Genomic DNA, 17,566 nt, shown 5'->3' on the forward strand with positions numbered 1-17,566 from the left:
ACCCTAATAATCACATCTTCAATAAACTCAGGGTTTTGTACAATCGTGGCCAAAGTGCGCATTGCTTTACGTTTACCGCTATTTGCCATGGCTTCGGCATTGAAAGCGAGCACCTTCCCACCACTCAGAGAATGCATGTGATGGTTATTGTAAGTCGGTAAGCTGCTGATCTTCAGCTCAGTTGAAAAATGCTGCTTCAACTCACCCAAAGCCCAGTCTCCATCAATAAAATACGGGACTTTGCCTTGAATGAACTGAGCGCGCGCTTGCTCTTGAGATACTTCATCGTGCACCACCCCTTTTTCAGGCAACGCGCCATAGAATTTGAGTGCCGCAGCTAACGCAGAGACATCGATATCTGTAAGTGGTTCAGGTCTGCGATCAGAGAACATAGGAACGAACGACATAAGAAAGTACATGTTGGGATATTGCATCGCTAGGGCGTTTTCTCCCTGCTTCGCTTTTTCCAATAACGTTTCCCATGTCGGCTGTATGTCATCCGTCAGTTTTGTATTCACGTACAAAACAAGGTGATTCCCCAAACCGAGTGGCACACCGTAGATGGCACCATCTACCGTTACTAATTCAAGAGCTTTAGGTTCAATACTCTTTTCCTCTATCCAACTCGGTGGAATCTTGGCGAGGTCAAAGTAATCGTGTAAACCAAGAAAGTCTGAAGGCACCCAAATTACATCAGGTACTGTAATCCCGGTTTGTTTAGCGAGCAGCAACTCAGAGCGGATATTATTAACATCAAATTCTCGGATGGCGAGTGTATTGCCCGTCTCTTCCTGAAATCGCTCATTGATTTCAGCAACCGTGGAGTACTCAATACCACTCCACACTTGGATTTCCTGCGCGGAAATCAAAGAAGGAAGAAACAAGAGAAGGAAACAGCTCAGATATCTCACAAGACCCCTCGAAAATGACTGACATCAAAACAAACATAGCGAACCACAAGTACCGATTCAAACAAGCGCCATGGAAATGTGCGAATGCTTCCATTGACGATTTCACTGTGCTGCAGAAAGCAAAAAGCGCCGCTTTTGCGACGCCTTTTTGGATTATATCACAGCAAATGTTTAAGCGTACTGTTGCTCAAACTCACGCATGAAATCGACAAGCGCTTGAACACCCTCAAGAGGCATCGCGTTGTAGATTGACGCACGCATCCCTCCTACTGCTCGGTGACCTTTTAGCGCTTTAAGGCCTTTCGCATCAGCAAGCTCTAGGAATGTGCCGTCAAGCTCTGGCTTCGCAAGCTGGAATGGAACATTCATTAGAGAGCGGTTAGCTGAATAAACACCATTGCGGTAGAAATCTGACTGATCGATGTAATCGTAAAGCAGCGCCGCTTTCTCACGGTTTACTTGCTCAATCGCTTTCACGCCGCCCTGTTCTTTCAGCCATTTGAATACCAGACCAGACAAGTACCAAGCAAACGTTGGTGGCGTATTGAACATCGACTCTTTTTCTGCCAACACTTTGTAATCCAAAATGCTTGGTAGTACTTGCTTCGCCAAGCCAAGCAGATCATCACGTACGATGGCAATCGCGATACCAGAAGGGCCAATGTTCTTCTGTGCGCCAGCGTAAATCACGCCGTACTTTGAAATGTCAATTTCACGAGAAAGAATGGTTGAAGACATATCAGCAACGATTGGTTTGTCTGTTACTGGTAGGTCGTTAATTTCAACACCATCAATGGTTTCGTTAGGACAGAAGTTAACGTAAGCCGCGTCTGGTGAGATCTTCCACTCTGTTGCTGGCAGCACAGCAGCCTTTCCATCGATGACTGTTTTTGCATTAAACACGTCAGGTTCACAGTACTTTTTCGCTTCTGCTACGGCACTTTCTGCCCAGTAACCACCATCAATGTAAGTCGCAGTTTCCGCATCACCTAGCAAGTTAAGTGGAACAGCGGCAAATTGAGCACGAGCACCACCTTGGCAAAACAGTACTTTGTAATTGTCTGGGATATTCAGAAGATCACGAAGGTCTTGCTCTGCTTCTTGCGCAACCTTGATGAACTCTTTACTTCGGTGACTGATCTCCATCACTGAAGTACCAAGACCTTGCCAGTTGATTAGCTCCTTTTGTGCTTGCTGCATGACTGCTTTTGGCAGACCAGCTGGCCCTGCACTGAAGTTAAATACGTTGTCCGTATTTTGTTCCATGATGCTCATTGCTCCTGCTAAGTAAGTATGACGAAATTAATATCACGTTTTTGCAGGGATAAAAACAAGAAAAGAGGTCTTACGACCTCTTTTTTAACTGAAAAAGCTAAAAACTTACTTTGTAAACTTCTCTATTGCATCATCGCTGGCATAAGCAGTGCGATTAAAGGAAACTCTTGTCCATTTTCGAACTTCAATTTCCCATCCGAAATTTGCGCTTTTAGTTCATAACCGTCGTCTTTTTTCTCGATAAGCTCCATCACCATCAACTCATCAACACTTTCTTGAATGAATGGGTAGAGATCCACCAGCTCATCCGAGAAGTAGGTGTTAAGTGAACCACTCGTTGCTGTCATCAACTTCATTGGGTCTTGAGTGATGTTGTCCGTGCCTTGAGGAACAGACAGTTGCCATTCATTACGGAACTTACCTTCACCAAACGCCAAAGACAGTTCGTTCACAGAAAGACTAAAGCCTTTGCTGAAGATCGCATCAATATGTGGCAACAGTTTTTGGATTTCTTGCTCATCAAGCATTGGCGAGCTTTGGTAAATTGACATGATCTCATCAAACGATTTGCTATCTACGTCGCCAATAGCAAAGTCCAGCTTGAAGTTATCAACATCGGTTCCATCCGTTAGGCGCATTTGCTTCGCATCCAACACCAGTTTCGAACTCAGCTTATCACCCGCTTCGTTGAGAGAGGTATTGCCACTGTAGCTAGCATTTTCAATCAGGAACAAAGGCGCCAGTTGCGCATCGACGATATCCAGCTTTTGCAGTGAGAAAGATTGCTCACCTAACCAGTAACCTTTCGCTTGTTTGCCTTTACCATCGCCAGTCAATTCAGTGAGGTGAATTTCTTCGCCGTTTTCAAAATCAATTTGTACCGAAGGGATCGACACTTGGTAGTTCAAATCACCAAGAACTGTCACGTTACCTTTAACCTGAGCAGGACTTGATGAAAGGTGCATGCCTTGAGCGTCGTTTTGGTAGTTCCAGCTCGCTAAATCAAGCGTGAAATCGGTATTACCGTTAAGCTGAGTTTGGCTGTGCATTGTCAACGGCAAGAAATCCGCGTCTACCAATCTAGAATCTGCACTTAGGCTTGTGAAACCATGAGTTACGTCACTGGTCACATCAAATGCTGTTGGCAAACCATCACGTTCAAGCTGCGCTTTGACTTCTGGATCAACCACGGTGTAACGCGTCAAAACAACGGAAGATGAGTAACCGCGGTCATACTCAACAACCTCGCCTTTCACCATCTCATCGTTCATATTGGCAATGCCGTCTTCAATAATAGATTGACCAATCTGACCAACCGCTAGTGGCCAACATAGTGCAAGAGAAATAGCGCCACCGATGGCACCCATTTTTTTTAGATTTTCCATAACGTCACTTATTGAGTATTTGTGCTCAGTCTAACCCAAACCCAAAGCGGATAAAACATTGAGATATATCAGACTATTGATGGTTATTTTAGTTCATTAATCGAGAACAATACCCAGCTCCCAACCATTCTTGTATTTAATTGATATGTTATTAGTGCCAAGTTTTAACCGGAGCTCAAACCACTGTGAACCGCTACGCCGTATTGTGCCTCGACAACAATCCCATTAGTGCCGAGCAGTTTCGCTTGGAGTTGTCTGCCTTCTGGAGCAAGTTTGATATTCTGTCGGTAGAATCGATAGAAGAAGCACAGAGCGCTCTCGAATATCTCGAAGAAAGAGAACAAAAAGTGGCACTCGTTATCGCTAGCCATCACGCGCATTTCAACGGCGTCGATTTTCTTATCGGTTTAGATCGTAACCCCCATACCGAGCAAGCTCGAAAGATCCTTATCAGTTATTCTTCTGATATTGAGGCAATCTTAACCGCCGTCAATGAAGGACGCCTAGATCATTGCTTAACGAAACCACTGCCAGACAAGGTGTTGCTCAATACGGCACAAAAAGAACTTACCCAATTTATTCTTCGTCACGATAGAGAGGACTTACTTAGCTACAGCCAAATTCTCGACCAGCACAAGTTGCTTCGTGCTCACATCGAAAATCAAATGAGCAACTATCAAGCTGGTTTCTTGAACGACTACCACTCCCTTTCTGACGAAGAGCTGGCGGAACAAGTGATCAGCACACTACAACATTTCTTTGAACAAGATGACGATAGTGAAGCATGTCGAACCTACTCCCCAGAACACTTACTGACGGTAGAAGGTGAACCCAACAGTTTCTTGTGGTTTATCACCAGTGGTGAAGTTGCGCTGTACAAACGCGACGAGCTGGGAATGCAACGTGAGGTGGTTCGCCACTCTAAAGGTAATATCATTGGCGGCATGTCCTTTGTCACCGGAGAAAACTCATTTTCTACAGCACTGACCCTGACTCAAACAGAAGTCATTAAGCTAGATCGAAACGAATTCCGCAAAGTAATGCAGAGCGATTCAAACTTATTACCGCTCTTTACTAACCTGCTCCTCCGTCATTTCAACCGACGATTGCAACGCAGCATCAACACCAAGTTACAGCTACAAAAAACTCTGGAGTCTCTAGAATCTGCCCACCAGCAACTTATTGAGAGAGAGAAAATGGCGATGCTTGGGCAACTTGTCGCCGGCGTTGCCCATGAGTTAAACAACCCTATCGCAGCCATTCTCCGCGGGGTGGAAAATCTGACGCATACACTGGAGAATCTGCTCACAGAACTCCCTAGCCACGACATTCAAGAAAAGGGCGTTGGTTTGTTGACTAGAGCCCAAAAGGTTAAGCCAGCCTCAACCGCGGAGTTAAGAGAGCGCGTTAAACAGCTTAGCAACTCCCTGCCAGATAGGAACCTAGCCAAAAAAGTCGTGAACCTTGGTCTCGAATCCGATCAAACGTTGATAACAGAGCTTAGCCGTCAAAAAGCGGAATCATTACAGACATTAGGAACTTTAGAGCAATATCATCAAGTCGGCTCATCACTTCGTTCGATAAATGTTTGCGCCGCCCGCATTGCCGACATGGTGAAGAGCTTGAAGGGATATGCTCGTTCCGATGATGAAAGCCTGCACTTTGCTGATCTGCATGAAGGCATTGAAGATACGTTAGTGATCTTTGAAAACAAACTCAAAATGCACAAGGTCACTACTGACTACGCTCCGCTGCCTCATACGCTCTGCCAACCCATTGCGCTGCAGCAAGTTTGGACCAACCTGATTTCCAACGCGATTGATGCCTTCCCCGATAAAGGCGAGCTGACTATTCGATCGCGATCGGTCGAGGAAAATAATCAAACCTACGCTGTCATCTCATTCAAAGACAACGGATGCGGCATCCCAAAATCACAACAAAAAGCCATTTTTGAACTCAACTTTACAACCAAGAAAGAAGGCAATTTCGGCTTAGGAATCGGACTTTCTATCTGCCAACAAATTATGGCTAGCCATAAAGGCTGGATAGAGGTGGAGTCTGAGCTCAACCAGTACACTTGCATGACCGTCTGGTTACCTATCACTCAAGAAGGAGATGAAGCATGACTAAATATCTGATTTTGTGCGTAGATGATGAAAGAGAAGTCTTGGATAGTGTCCTTCAGGATTTGATTCCATTTGAAGATAACTTTGTTGTCGAAGGCGCGGAATCCGTCACGGAAGCCAAACAAGTGATTGAAGAAATGGCGGAAGATGGCATTCAGCTCGCCCTCATTCTTTGTGACCACATCATGCCAGAGCAGACCGGTATAAGCTTTTTAATCGAGCTCAGTCAAAATGGTGACACAAAATCGGCACGTAAACTCTTGCTCACCGGGCAAGCAGGCCTAGAAGACACCGTTGAAGCTGTAAATCATGGAAGTCTCGATTACTACATCGCCAAGCCATGGAAAGGTGAAGAACTGCGGGAAGCAACCACGTCTCAACTGACTGCTTTTATGATAGAAAATGATGACAACCTGTTGTCGTGGACCTCAATTCTGGATACAGAAGCCATCCTCAATGCAATGGCTGACAGACGAGCAAGCTTCGGCGAATAATCGTTTTGCGAGAAAAAGGCGCCAAGATACCTCCTGCATGGCGCGTTTTTTGCTGTGAACATGGCACAATTGACTCATTTGACAAAACATCGACACTTTTTTGTTGGTCGTCGACCTTGGTTTTTATTATGATGTCGAACAAATCAGATTACGGTTCAAGTGGTTACTTGGATCCATGGAACTATAAGACAAGGTTTATCGTTAGTTATGCGTAAAACACTATTAGCCACTGCCCTTTTGCTGGCATCTAGCCAAGCTCTAGCTGCGAACGACTACAACGCTCCAGCAACAATGAGCAACTTTAGCTACGACTACATGGAAGCTCGCATTGGTGCAAGCCCTGTGACATTCGGTGCTGGTTTTAGCAAATCAATCCATCCAAATGCACACGTAGTTGCGCGCATCGATTCTGAATTCGATGGCGATTTTGACTCAGCTGCAGGTTTTGGTTTCCACTCTCCACTTAACAACTGGGCAGACCTAACAGGTGAAATGCTAATGCGTGTTGTGCAGCCAGCAAACTCAAGCAGCACAGACGTGGGTATGGAACTTAACCTTGGTGTACGCCAGTGGCTTGGTCCTCAGCTAGAAGTGGGTGGTAAAGCAGGTTACGTATCTATCGACAACGATGACGATTGGATCGGTTCGGTTTACGCTCGATTCCACTCTACAGAGCTATTCTCTCTAGGTGCAGAAGCGCGTATCAACGACTTCTACGGTGACCAAGTAATGTTCACGACTCGCTTCAAGTTCTAATCAATCATTTGATTACGCTCCAACAGAAGCAAAAAAATAAAAAAACCGAGGCATATGCCTCGGTTTTTTATGGGTAAAAACTAATTTGTTGCAATGACTAACTCAAATGAAGTGGTCAAAAACATCAACTTCCTTTTTGTCGCTTTCAACACTCACCTTTTATGACTCGCTAACTTCATCCTAAACGAGTCAATCATCGTGAAACTAAATAGATTTATTCACACATAGCCAGTAGCTGCTTCTTGCGTGGTTCTTGGATCAGTTCCCAATGGATACCATCAATCGCACCAGCAAACTTCCAAAGCAGCTTAACGTCTACATCACTGCCGTATGCCACTCTTACTTTGTTGAAGACTTCTACTGAGCCAAGCTCCAAAAACGTGTCTACGTCATCAATACCCGCTTTCTTTACCATACGCTCTAGTGTTAGCTGCATATTCGGTAGATCACGCAAACGTCTACTGGCTGAAGACTTTTGGTATTTGCGTTCCTTGATAGAACAATTAATTGATTTTTGTAGCAGCTCATCCAACCCAGCAAAACCGGAATCGAACAATTCTGTTACATCGTAATAATTTACCGTTGCCGTCGTTTGTTTTTTGACGTGCTTATATTTTTCACAGTTTAGTTGAGTAAACTCTTCATCGAGGCCATTGCCACCACGCAAGTAACAGCAGTCGTTACTTACCAGAGCAAACATTGCGTCGTTGCTGAATAAACCAATACCGCCGAACATTGAACGTTTTTGGTACTCACTAAAATTGCTTACATAGTTAAAAAAAGCTTGGTCTGTCATGTCCATTGACCTCTTTAATTGGAATAAGTTACCCCGATTAGCGATGTCACCAGATAAACAGCAGCTTGTAGCGAATTATAAATTGTCGATATGTTGGCGTATTTTTTGTGAATTGCGCTCACCAACTGTCTTAATCATACTTAACGTTGAAAAATAAGTTAGGATCTATGTCACAGATGCCAAAGTACAAATTCAACATACGTGATTAGTTTCACACTTACAACTCCTAGACCGATGTTTTTTTGACGCGATCACTGCCAAAAATTAAGCATTTTGGTGATTAATGCGGCAATTGCGAAAGCGAGACAGGTATTTAATTGATAACTAACATACTGTGAGGGTACACTGTACGAAAGCTCTCAAGCACAGCGTCGTAATGGAACATCTATCATTTTTCTGGCTACCGAATAATAGAGATAAGCTTATAAAAGCACTCGAATCTGAGTTCGCTCAGCTGGTAGAACAGTCTATTTCTACTGGCAAAATCTCCCTTCCTCCGATCCCAGATGTCGTACTCAGGATTCAACAGCTTTGCACTGAAGAACACACCACCATCGCAGACGTTGCCAATGCACTTTTAGAAGATCCTGGCCTAGCTGCTGTTGTCGTGCGTGTCGCGAACTCCGTTATCTTTAATCGTCGCAATATCACTTGTAATGACTTAATAACGGCCGTTTCTCGACTCGGTATTCTTCGCGTAAGAGACATTGTCACTGCACAAGCGATTGAACAATTAAAGCATTCAGTAAACTTAACCAAAGAATGTAATAGTATCTTGGTGAAAAGTGCCGCAGTTTCTCGTGAGCTTGGCGCAACCATGGTGTTGGTCGTTCAGGAGTTTCGCAAGCATGAACCTGCGACTTATGGTCATCTAGAACAAGAGAAGGCATTGTTGGTTGGCTTATTGGCGGACATCGGCTTGTTCTGCTTGATAAACGAATACCACTTGTATCTTGATCGCGGTAATTACCTCGATCCAGATATCGCATTACAGATATTCCAGACACGCTGTTCTGCAACAAGTAAATTAGTGCTTGAGAAATGGGGCTTTGATAACGATTTCCGCGAAGTTTCATCTAATGAGAAATACGAAGCTTCACGTCCAGAGGTCAGCTACCTCGATATTGCTCGCATTGCTAATCACCTCTTAATGTTCCGTAATCAAGATGACCGTATCGAAGATCACGAAGTAGAGTTCAATTTAACTGGCGCCGAGGTCTTGTACGATCTCAGCAATATGAGTGATACTGACTTCCAAAGTGAAATTAAAGAAGTGCTTAACGCAAGCGGTCTTTAATCTCTAATACATCAAAATCCAGCCACGACTTCATTCAGATAGTATTCTGATTCATTTTTGCGTGGCTGAATTATCTTGCTTATCTCAGAAAGGAATCATTGAGCTTTATGTTCTCAGGGATGTTATTTATCTTCGCCCCATTAGTGGTGGGCTATTTAATTCCAGTTTCTCGCTCGTCAGTACTGGAGAAGATCAATAAATCGACCTCTTACCTTATTTACGTCATCCTCTCTTTGATGGGATTGAGCTTGGCTGCGCTTGATAACCTTGGTAGCAACCTGCAAACCATCCTCCTCTACGCGGGCACTTTTTTTGTTTGCTTGGGTGTATGTAACCTCATGGCTTTGCCATTGGTTGATAAACTGCTGCCTTTGCAGACGGACCAAAATCAAAAGAAACTTCCTCTCTCTTCTATGGCATTAGAATCGGTCAAATTAGTGGTCGTTGTTGGCGGTGGTTTGATTGCTGGCCTAATTCTTCCTATTGGGCTTTCTTGGGTTGATACCGCAAGCGAGTGGATTTTATTTCTATTGCTGTTCTTTATTGGCATTCAACTGCGCAACAGTGGCCTAACGCTGCGCCAGATTCTTTTGAATAAACAAGGCATGGCAATCGCTTCAGTGATCATATTGACGTGCATGATCGGTGGCGTCATTGCCGGAATGATTCTCGACCTACCACTCTATCAAGCGTTAGCAATGTCATCGGGCTTTGGCTGGTACTCTCTGGCGGGTATTTTGATGGGTGATGCATTTGGCCCAATCTTTGGCGGAGCCTCCTTCTTGATTGAGTTAATGCGAGAGCTGGTTGCATTGGTCGCGATTCCACTATTTATTCGTACTTATCCTTCAACTGCTATTGGCTACGCGGGGGCTACAGCAATGGACTTTACCCTACCGGTGATTCAAACCACTGGTGGTGTTCGATGTGTGCCTGTCGCGATTGTTAGCGGCTTTATCCTAAGTTTATTAGTGCCTGTAATGATGCTTTTCTTTGTGTCTCTTGCTAGCTAGATCTCAGGAATAGTCCTTAACATCCATTACAATACGGCAAAAATTCAAATACCCACGTAACCTCAAAATGCTCAATTCAAAGAGAATTTTCTGGTTTACCGCTTTGTTATCGAGCCCTTTGATTTTTAACTCTTGGATCGGTAATCAGTGACAGGCAAGGCATAGTGCCTATTAGGGTTACAAAGGGAATACAACCAAAAGGAATAACAATGAAACGCTTTGTCGTTGCGGCGCTCCTCGCTACAAGCTCAACTTTCACTTTTGCTGCTGATCAGCAATGTCTTGCAAATAAATACGACGGTTACATCGACGCTTCTCTGCAGTGGTACCAAGATCTCGTTGACCTAACCGTTACGCAATACCCTGATTTGAAAGAAGTAAGTCAGTGGTTCTTAGAAGGTCGTAAGCACCACTTCGAGCTTAACCGTGAAGCGGTACATTACTTCTTGAAGAACGATCCTAGCCGTGTTGCAACAGGGCAACCTGTAGAAGCATGGCTGAAGCTAGAACAGCACGATGTAAAACAACTGGCGACACGCAGCGATGAACTAGGCCAAGCGGCACAAAAGACGTTCAGCGACCGCCAATCAGCAAACCACCCAAAGAACTATGACCTACGTTCTGCTTTTGCTGACTTATTAAGCCATCCAAAACAGATCGATTCTGCACTTAATAAGTACAATCAATCAATTGCTAAGATTGAAAAGCAGAAGTGTGAATAAACCTCGCCTAAGAATTTCATTTCAGCAACGTGGGTTTCAATAATTAAAACGGGACTTTGCGCCCGTTTTGGTTTAGATTGTGGCGCTCGCATTACCAAAATAACTACAAAGATTCTTTGCTATGGTTAAGGAACAAAAAACCGCTGACGTTAGCTTCGAGAGCTTGTTAAAGATCTTCACGATTCCTGAAGGTCCAGATTCGACGTTGACCAAAATCGACGAAAGTCTCTCCCAGAACTTGAATCAATTTCTTCGTGAACACATCGTGGCAGAAGAAAAGCCTTTACACGAAATAGAGAAAGACTTTTCTTCTGCTCAGATTCCTGAGCAACCTGAGTTCGTTTCAGACCACACCGAGCACCTGCTTGATACTTTGGTATCTCACTCGGTTCACACTTCTGCACCAAGCTTTATTGGTCACATGACTTCTGCCCTACCGTATTTCTTAATGCCGTTGTCGAAGATCATGATTGCTTTAAACCAAAACTTGGTAAAGATTGAAACTTCGAAAGCATTCACACCACTTGAACGCCAAGTGCTTGGTATGTTGCACCGCCTTATCTACGGACAGGACGATATGTTCTACGCTAAGTGGATGCACAGTGCGAAGCACTCTCTCGGTGCATTTTGTTCTGGCGGTACCGTCGCCAACATTACTGCGCTTTGGGTTGCACGCAACAAGGCATTAAAAGCGAACGGCGCATTTAAAGGCGTGGAGAAAGAAGGTCTATTCAAAGCCATGAAGCACTATGGCTATGAAGGACTGGCAATTCTGGTTTCAGAGCGTGGCCACTACTCATTAAAGAAAGCCGCTGACGTGCTTGGGCTTGGCCAAGAAGGCTTGGTTGCTGTCAAAACAGATGCGAATAACCGCATTATCGTTGATGACCTTAAAGTGAAAATCGCTGAGCTTGAAGCACAAAACATCAAGCCTATCGCTGTCGTTGGTGTTGCAGGTACAACCGAGACGGGTAGTGTTGATCCTCTGGCTCAAATCGCCGAAGTTTGTGCGGAACACAATTGCCATTTTCACGTGGATGCAGCATGGGGTGGAGCTACTCTGATGTCGAATCACCATCGTCACCTGCTTGACGGTGTTGAGCTTGCAGACTCGGTCACCATTGACGCCCACAAACAGCTCTACATCCCAATGGGCGCGGGCATGGTTCTGTTTAAAGATCCAGACGCGATGAAGTCTATCGAGCATCACGCGCAGTATATCTTGCGTAAAGGTTCAAAAGACTTAGGCAGCCACACTCTGGAAGGCTCGCGTTCAGGTATGGCAATGCTGGTTTACGCAGCGATGCACATCATCAGCCGCCCTGGCTATGAACTGCTTATCGATCAGAGTATTGCCAAGGCTCGTTACTTTGCTGATCTTATCAACCAGCAGGAAGACTTTGAGTTGGTGTCTGAGCCTGAGCTTTGCCTACTGACCTATCGCTACTTGCCAACTCATATGCGAGCAGCGCTAGAAAAAGCACAAGGTACGCAGAAAGAGAAATTGAACGAGTTGTTAAACCAGCTGACTCAATTTATCCAAAAGCGTCAACGTGAAACGGGCAAATCATTCGTTTCTCGTACTCGACTGAACCCAGACCAATGGCAGCGTATGAACACCATCGTTTTCCGTGTTGTATTAGCCAACCCATTGACCACGAACGATATTCTAAATGCTGTTCTGGATGAACAACGCGAAATTGCTTTGCAAGCTCCAAGTTTAATGGCGAAGATTGAAGAAACAGTCGAAGACATTCTCAATTCCTAAGCGTCAATGTGAGTTACATCAAATTGAAAATTTCTTTCGTTTTGGTGTAACTCAAACATCATTATCGTGCCACTAGAGCAACAAACCAACTATCCCACATCCAATTCTGTAGTTTTTACAACATTTTGTTTGAGGCTTGTCAAATTCTCACGAAATAGTAACCGTATTTGGTTTAGCCAGATTGAGGATCGGGTTTATACTGATTTTATGGCGCTGGTAGTTTTCGTTAACGCCCCTCTAGACCGAGAAGCCCTTGGGTTTCCACCCGTTAGCAGAGCCAGCGAGTTGTTCTCTATACCCTCGTTAACACTATGAATACATTAGAAAAAATTCAAAAAAATCTGGAGAATTTCAGTAAGTCAGAGCGCAAAGTTGCGGAAGTAATTATGGCGTCTCCACAAACTGCAATTCATTCAAGCATTGCAACGTTAGCGAAAATGGCTGACGTGAGTGAGCCTACTGTAAACCGTTTCTGTCGCCGTCTGGATACCAAAGGTTTCCCGGACTTTAAACTTCACCTTGCGCAAAGCCTTGCCAATGGTACACCTTACGTTAACCGTAACGTGGAAGAAGACGATGGCCCTGATGCCTACACGCACAAGATTTTTGAATCGACAATGGCGTGTTTGGATGTTGCGAAAAACAGCCTTGATGCGATGCAAGTTAACCGTGCGGTTGATCTGCTGACTCAAGCGAAGCGCATCTCATTCTTCGGTGTAGGCGCCTCTTCTTCTGTTGCGCGTGACGCTCAAAACAAGTTTATCCGCTTCAACATTCCAATTACTTGTTTTGAAGACATCGTAATGCAACGCATGAGCTGCATTAACTGCAGCGATAACGACGTGATCGTTCTGATTTCTCATACGGGTCGCACTAAGAGCCAAGTTGAGATTGCGAACCTTGCACGTGAAAACGGTGCAACCGTTATTGCTATCACAGCAAAAGATTCACCGCTAGAGAAAGCAAGCTCACTGGCTATTACTCTAGACGTACCAGAAGACACTGACGTTTACATGCCAATGGCAAGTCGCGTAGTACAAATGACGGTGATCGATGTGCTAGCCACTGGCTTTACTCTGCGCCGTGGCACTGGCTTCCGTGAGAACTTGAAGCGAGTAAAAGACGCGCTGAAAGACAGCCGCTACGACAAGCTGAGTCAATACTAACGAATCGACTTAGTCAGTAATAAAAAATAGAAAGGGGAGCTAAATAGCTCCCCTTTTCGTATCTGGTCAATCGTATTTCTATTGATTCACATCTGAGAGATCAGAACGTGACTCCAACACCTCTACTGAGCTTACATGTTGGCTACCCTCACTCTCGCCCACGCAGGCATCGCTGCAATCACATACTTGGCGAAGAATGTACACCAAACGATCTTGTGTAAGCGGTAATGGGTTGCCTTTGATAGCGACTGACTTTAGTGCATCATCAGCGACTTGCTCAAACGACGTCTGACACACACCAAATTTTCCAAGCTGAGGTAACTCAAGTTTATCCAGCACCATTCTCACCCAAAGTACGCCGTCATGCTCATTGGCATTGGTTCTTTCCGTGACGAGTTGCGCCAATCGCTTGTAACGACTTATTACGTCGCTGCGCCCTGCCCTTTTTGCAGCATTGATGTTTTCTTGCATAACATGAGGAGCCAAACGCGCGGTAATGACACTGTGAGGAGCATCAAGCTTGCCACCCAATGCAGAAGCTAAACCGTGCGCAGCGCCTAGCTTTGCGCAGCGCCTAGCTTAGCGTTGGTGATGGCCATTCCACCCAAAAGTGCTGCAAAAGAAAGGTCTGCTCTGGCTTTGTGACTGTCTTGCTTACACCCTGCAATGACCGAACGGCTTAAACGACGCAACCCTTCCTCACACACCATGTCAGTGAGCGGATTAGGATCACCACATACGTAAGCTTCCATAAGGTGAGTGAACGCATCCATCGCGCCGCGACCAGAGGTATATTGATCAGTGCCATAGGTTAACGTTGGATCGACTATCGCTACATCAGCAAGCATTTCCGGGCTTCTTAAACTGACCTTCACTTGATCTTGCCCCGACTTAAGCACCGCATTTCTGGTCACTTCAGATCCAGTACTTGCTGTCGTAGGAATTGCAATAAAATGAATCGGTTTGGTTTTTAAAGGTACGTTTCGCCCAACCACTTCGACGTAATCATAGACATCACCTTGGTTGGGGATGATAGCGGCAAGTGCTTTGCCCATATCAATGACACTGCCCCCACCAATTGCAATGACCATGTCCGGCTGAAAATTACGTCCGAGCACGGCAGTTTCTTCCACCATGGTGATATTAGGTTCGCCATTAATGGCGACATGCTGATAACGCATGTTCTGCGCTTTTAGATAATTAATGATAGGTGTGGCTCGTTGCGTATCTTTACCCGTGACCAGTAAAACGCTGTAGCCAAATTGATTGATTACAGACAGCGAAGATTGGAGCGCCCCCTCGCCGAAGATAATCCGTGTCGCAGTCATAAACTGAAACATACACTTCCTCCCCAAACAACAACTCACACTAGAGTGCTATGCTTTCAGCAAAAAAAAGTTGACCGAGTGCACCTTGCCGCCATTAACCCTACATTAAGTATGTTTTTATGCGTCACTTCACATACTTAACACGCCATTTAAACGATTAAGAATTGCCCTTAAAAGTGACTTTTCTTGGCTATAAGCTTAGTGCGCGTTCAGTTTTTATACGATAGATTTCACCTATCGAGACAAGAGGTAATTGCTACTTTATTTCCGTAACTGGATCGGGCATAGTTATCCCAACAAATGAAGGCGTGTACCGACATGAAGTCTAGTGTCGCTTTCTACAAGAAGAGATTTTAGGAGAAATAAGATTATGTTCGTAGTTATCTTTGGTCGCCCAGCTTGTCCATTCTGTGTTCGTGCAAAAGAGCACGCAGAAACGCTAAAAGCAAAACGTGATGACTTCAACTACCGTTACGTAGATATCCACGCTGAAGGCATTTCTAAAGCTGACCTAGAGAAAACAGTTGGTAAGCCAGTAGAAACTGTTCCTCAAATCTTCATCGACCAAACTCACATCGGTGGTTGTGATGACTTTGAAGCTTACGCAAAAGAACACCTAGGTCTGTTCGACGAGTAATTCAAATTACTGATTTTTTAAAGCCGCTATTAGCGGCTTTTTTATTATATTTCCAAATTAGAACTCCCCTACGTCAAGTAATAGTAAAAACTAAAAAATTTCACTTATCTTTTTTCCATATTTAGTTACAATTCGAAATTCTTAACTATTTTATTTGGCACACACCTTACCCGAGCCACGCAGTGAACATAGACGTCGTACACCTTCTCGAACAAAACCCCATTCTTCTAATCTTCGTCGTATTAGCAATTGGCCTTGCCTTTGGCAAAATTCGCTTTGGAAAGTTGCAGTTAGGCAATTCTATTGGCGTTCTCATTACTTCTCTCGTAATGGGCCATCTTGGCTTTTCTTTTAATGCAGAGGCCTTAACCATCGGCTTTATGCTGTTTATCTACTGTGTAGGTATTGAAGCTGGGCCTAACTTCTTCGGCATTTTTTTCCGAGACGGTAAGCATTACTTTATTCTAAGTATGACCGTATTAGTCTCTGCGGTAGGTCTTACCTACTTTTGCAGCCACTACATGGGCCTTGATTTTGGTTTATCTGCCGGCATGATGGCGGGCGCTCTTACCGCTACGCCTGTTCTGGTAGGTGCACAAGATGCTTTAAACTCTGGTCTTGCAACCATTCCGCGTAACATGGATTTTTCTTTGGTATTAGAAAATCTATCCGTCGGTTACGCGATGGCTTATCTGGTAGGTTTGATCAGTATGATCATGTTCGCCAAACTGCTGCCAAAACTGCAAAAGCAAAACCTATCGGATTCAGCGCAGCAGATCGCACAAGAGCGTGGACTTGGTAACTCTAGCCAACGTAAGGTGTACCTGCCGATTATCCGTGCGTACCGTGTTGGCCCTGAGCTGATTGACTGGACAGATGGGAAGAACCTTCGTGAGCTGGGCATTTACCGCCAGACAGGTTGTTACATTGAACGTATTCGTCGTAACGGGATTCTTGCCCACCCGGATGGTGACGCAATCCTGCAAGAAGGTGACGAAATCGCACTAGTCGGTTTCCCAGACAGCCACGCACGTCTTGACCCAAGTTTCCGTAACGGCAAAGAAGTATTCGACCGTAACCTACTTGACCTTCGAATTGTCGAAGAAGAGATCGTGGTTAAAAGCGATGCAATTGCTGGTAAGCGTTTATCTGATTTGAACCTATCGGAATTCGGCTGTTTCTTGAACCGCGTAGTACGTGCTCAAATTGAAATGCCGATGGATTTAGACATTGTTCTCGCTAAAGGTGATGTACTTCAGGTGAGTGGTGAAAAGAGTCGTGTTCATGGCCTTGCTGAGAAAATCGGTTTCATCTCGATCCACAGCCAGATGGCAGACTTACTCGCATTTTGTAGCTTCTTTATTCTGGGCATTATGTTTGGCTTGGTGACCATGACGTTTGGTCAAGTGTCATTCAGCTTAGGTAACGCAGTCGGCCTATTACTTTCTGGCATCACACTGGGCTTCCTACGAGCAAACCACCCCACTTTTGGTTATGTTCCACAGGGGGCACTGAACATGGTCAAAGACTTAGGGCTGATGTTCTTTATGGTCGGAATTGGTTTGAGCGCTGGTGGTAAGATTTTTGAGCACCTTTCACAAGTCGGTCCGCAGATCATCGGTTTGGCGTTTATCGTCAGCGTTGTGCCTGTCGTGCTTGCTTACCTAGTTGGCGCTTACGTGCTTAAGATGAACCGCGCCCTACTCTTTGGTGCCATCATCGGTGCGCGTACATGTGCACCAGCAATGGACGTAGTGAACGAATACGCGAAGTCGACAATTCCAGCTCTGGGTTATGCAGGCACGTACGCGATTGCCAATATCTTGATGACGCTGGCAGGTACTATCCTGATAATTCTAAGCTAAAACCTTTGAATGAGTGTATGCGCCCCA

At 44.9% G+C, this 17,566-nt stretch carries 14 protein-coding genes and 1 pseudogene; 10 read left to right on the forward strand and 5 right to left on the reverse strand.

Annotation, left to right across the window (positions count from 1 at the left end; all coding sequences use genetic code 11):
• The 3 genes from KIV40_RS24390 to KIV40_RS24400 form a co-directional block, all read right to left on the reverse strand.
• The coding region (locus KIV40_RS24390; protein WP_285351760.1) for an extracellular solute-binding protein at window positions 1-845 on the reverse strand (845 nt) is incomplete at its 3' end.
• A 237-nt stretch (window positions 846-1,082) separates the two neighbouring features.
• Complete coding sequence (gene serC, locus KIV40_RS24395) at window positions 1,083-2,177, reverse strand: 3-phosphoserine/phosphohydroxythreonine transaminase (protein ID WP_285351762.1); 1,095 nt, start codon at window positions 2,175-2,177, stop codon at window positions 1,083-1,085.
• A gap of 131 nt (window positions 2,178-2,308) precedes the next feature.
• The gene (locus tag KIV40_RS24400) at window positions 2,309-3,571 is read right to left on the reverse strand and encodes a DUF945 family protein (protein ID WP_285351764.1); all 1,263 of its coding nucleotides are present in this window, start codon (window positions 3,569-3,571) and stop codon (window positions 2,309-2,311) included.
• Window positions 3,572-3,756: 185 nt separating this feature from the next.
• On the opposite strand from KIV40_RS24400, the gene KIV40_RS24405 reads away from it, so the two are divergent.
• From KIV40_RS24405 to KIV40_RS24415, 3 genes are all read left to right on the forward strand, one after another.
• Entirely contained in the window at window positions 3,757-5,697 is a 1,941-nt protein-coding gene (locus tag KIV40_RS24405; RefSeq protein WP_285351765.1) for an ATP-binding protein, read from the forward strand.
• Window positions 5,694-6,191 (forward strand): response regulator, encoded by a 498-nt coding sequence (locus KIV40_RS24410; protein ID WP_005428532.1) that lies wholly within the window; start codon window positions 5,694-5,696, stop codon window positions 6,189-6,191. The genes KIV40_RS24405 and KIV40_RS24410 overlap by 4 nt, the downstream gene beginning before the upstream one ends.
• Before the next feature lie 207 nt (window positions 6,192-6,398).
• Window positions 6,399-6,947, forward strand: coding sequence for a hypothetical protein (locus KIV40_RS24415; RefSeq protein ID WP_012128242.1), 549 nt, complete (start codon window positions 6,399-6,401; stop codon window positions 6,945-6,947).
• Between the two features lie 214 nt (window positions 6,948-7,161).
• Here the strand turns inward: KIV40_RS24415 and KIV40_RS24420 are convergent, their stop codons facing one another.
• Complete coding sequence (locus KIV40_RS24420) at window positions 7,162-7,749, reverse strand: TfoX/Sxy family DNA transformation protein (RefSeq protein ID WP_285351767.1); 588 nt, start codon at window positions 7,747-7,749, stop codon at window positions 7,162-7,164.
• A gap of 370 nt (window positions 7,750-8,119) precedes the next feature.
• Between KIV40_RS24420 and KIV40_RS24425 the strand changes: the two genes are divergently transcribed.
• The 5 genes from KIV40_RS24425 (at window position 8,120) to KIV40_RS24445 (ending at window position 13,709) form a co-directional block, all read left to right on the forward strand.
• On the forward strand, window positions 8,120-9,040 hold the full coding sequence (locus tag KIV40_RS24425; RefSeq protein WP_285351768.1) for an HDOD domain-containing protein: 921 nt from the start codon (window positions 8,120-8,122) through the stop codon (window positions 9,038-9,040).
• Window positions 9,041-9,147: 107 nt separating this feature from the next.
• Window positions 9,148-10,053: a lysine exporter LysO family protein gene (locus KIV40_RS24430; protein WP_255901890.1), complete on the forward strand. Its 906-nt coding sequence runs from the start codon at window positions 9,148-9,150 to the stop codon at window positions 10,051-10,053.
• 209 nt (window positions 10,054-10,262) lie between these two features.
• A complete protein-coding gene (locus tag KIV40_RS24435) occupies window positions 10,263-10,775 on the forward strand; it encodes a hypothetical protein (protein ID WP_134976604.1) in 513 nt (170 codons plus the stop codon).
• A 121-nt stretch (window positions 10,776-10,896) separates the two neighbouring features.
• Entirely contained in the window at window positions 10,897-12,543 is a 1,647-nt protein-coding gene (gene panP / locus KIV40_RS24440; protein WP_285351771.1) for a pyridoxal-dependent aspartate 1-decarboxylase PanP, read from the forward strand.
• Between the two features lie 311 nt (window positions 12,544-12,854).
• The gene (locus KIV40_RS24445) at window positions 12,855-13,709 is read left to right on the forward strand and encodes a MurR/RpiR family transcriptional regulator (RefSeq protein WP_285351773.1); all 855 of its coding nucleotides are present in this window, start codon (window positions 12,855-12,857) and stop codon (window positions 13,707-13,709) included.
• 78 nt (window positions 13,710-13,787) lie between these two features.
• On the opposite strand, the pseudogene KIV40_RS24450 reads toward KIV40_RS24445, so the two are convergent.
• A pseudogene (locus KIV40_RS24450) lies at window positions 13,788-15,049 on the reverse strand (iron-containing alcohol dehydrogenase).
• 358 nt (window positions 15,050-15,407) lie between these two features.
• On the opposite strand from KIV40_RS24450, the gene KIV40_RS24455 reads away from it, so the two are divergent.
• A complete protein-coding gene (locus KIV40_RS24455; protein WP_005428550.1) occupies window positions 15,408-15,674 on the forward strand; it encodes a GrxA family glutaredoxin in 267 nt (88 codons plus the stop codon).
• A 182-nt stretch (window positions 15,675-15,856) separates the two neighbouring features.
• Entirely contained in the window at window positions 15,857-17,539 is a 1,683-nt protein-coding gene (locus KIV40_RS24460) for an aspartate:alanine antiporter (RefSeq protein ID WP_005428548.1), read from the forward strand.
• Window positions 17,540-17,566 lie beyond the last annotated feature (27 nt).

It is taken from the genome of Vibrio sp. D173a, assembly GCF_030248475.1.

What these genes read in the sequence shown, in the direction of transcription:
- serC (WP_285351762.1), bottom strand. Translation starts at nt 2,177, where the DNA reads ATGGAACAAAATACGGACAACGTATTTAACTTCAGTGCAGGGCCAGCT.
- panP (WP_285351771.1), top strand. Translation starts at nt 10,897, where the DNA reads ATGGTTAAGGAACAAAAAACCGCTGACGTTAGCTTCGAGAGCTTGTTA.
- KIV40_RS24435 (WP_134976604.1), top strand. Translation starts at nt 10,263, where the DNA reads ATGAAACGCTTTGTCGTTGCGGCGCTCCTCGCTACAAGCTCAACTTTC.
- KIV40_RS24410 (WP_005428532.1), top strand. Translation starts at nt 5,694, where the DNA reads ATGACTAAATATCTGATTTTGTGCGTAGATGATGAAAGAGAAGTCTTG.
- KIV40_RS24425 (WP_285351768.1), top strand. Translation starts at nt 8,120, where the DNA reads ATGGAACATCTATCATTTTTCTGGCTACCGAATAATAGAGATAAGCTT.
- KIV40_RS24420 (WP_285351767.1), bottom strand. Translation starts at nt 7,749, where the DNA reads ATGGACATGACAGACCAAGCTTTTTTTAACTATGTAAGCAATTTTAGT.
- KIV40_RS24445 (WP_285351773.1), top strand. Translation starts at nt 12,855, where the DNA reads ATGAATACATTAGAAAAAATTCAAAAAAATCTGGAGAATTTCAGTAAG.
- KIV40_RS24400 (WP_285351764.1), bottom strand. Translation starts at nt 3,571, where the DNA reads ATGGAAAATCTAAAAAAAATGGGTGCCATCGGTGGCGCTATTTCTCTT.
- KIV40_RS24430 (WP_255901890.1), top strand. Translation starts at nt 9,148, where the DNA reads ATGTTCTCAGGGATGTTATTTATCTTCGCCCCATTAGTGGTGGGCTAT.
- KIV40_RS24415 (WP_012128242.1), top strand. Translation starts at nt 6,399, where the DNA reads ATGCGTAAAACACTATTAGCCACTGCCCTTTTGCTGGCATCTAGCCAA.
- KIV40_RS24455 (WP_005428550.1), top strand. Translation starts at nt 15,408, where the DNA reads ATGTTCGTAGTTATCTTTGGTCGCCCAGCTTGTCCATTCTGTGTTCGT.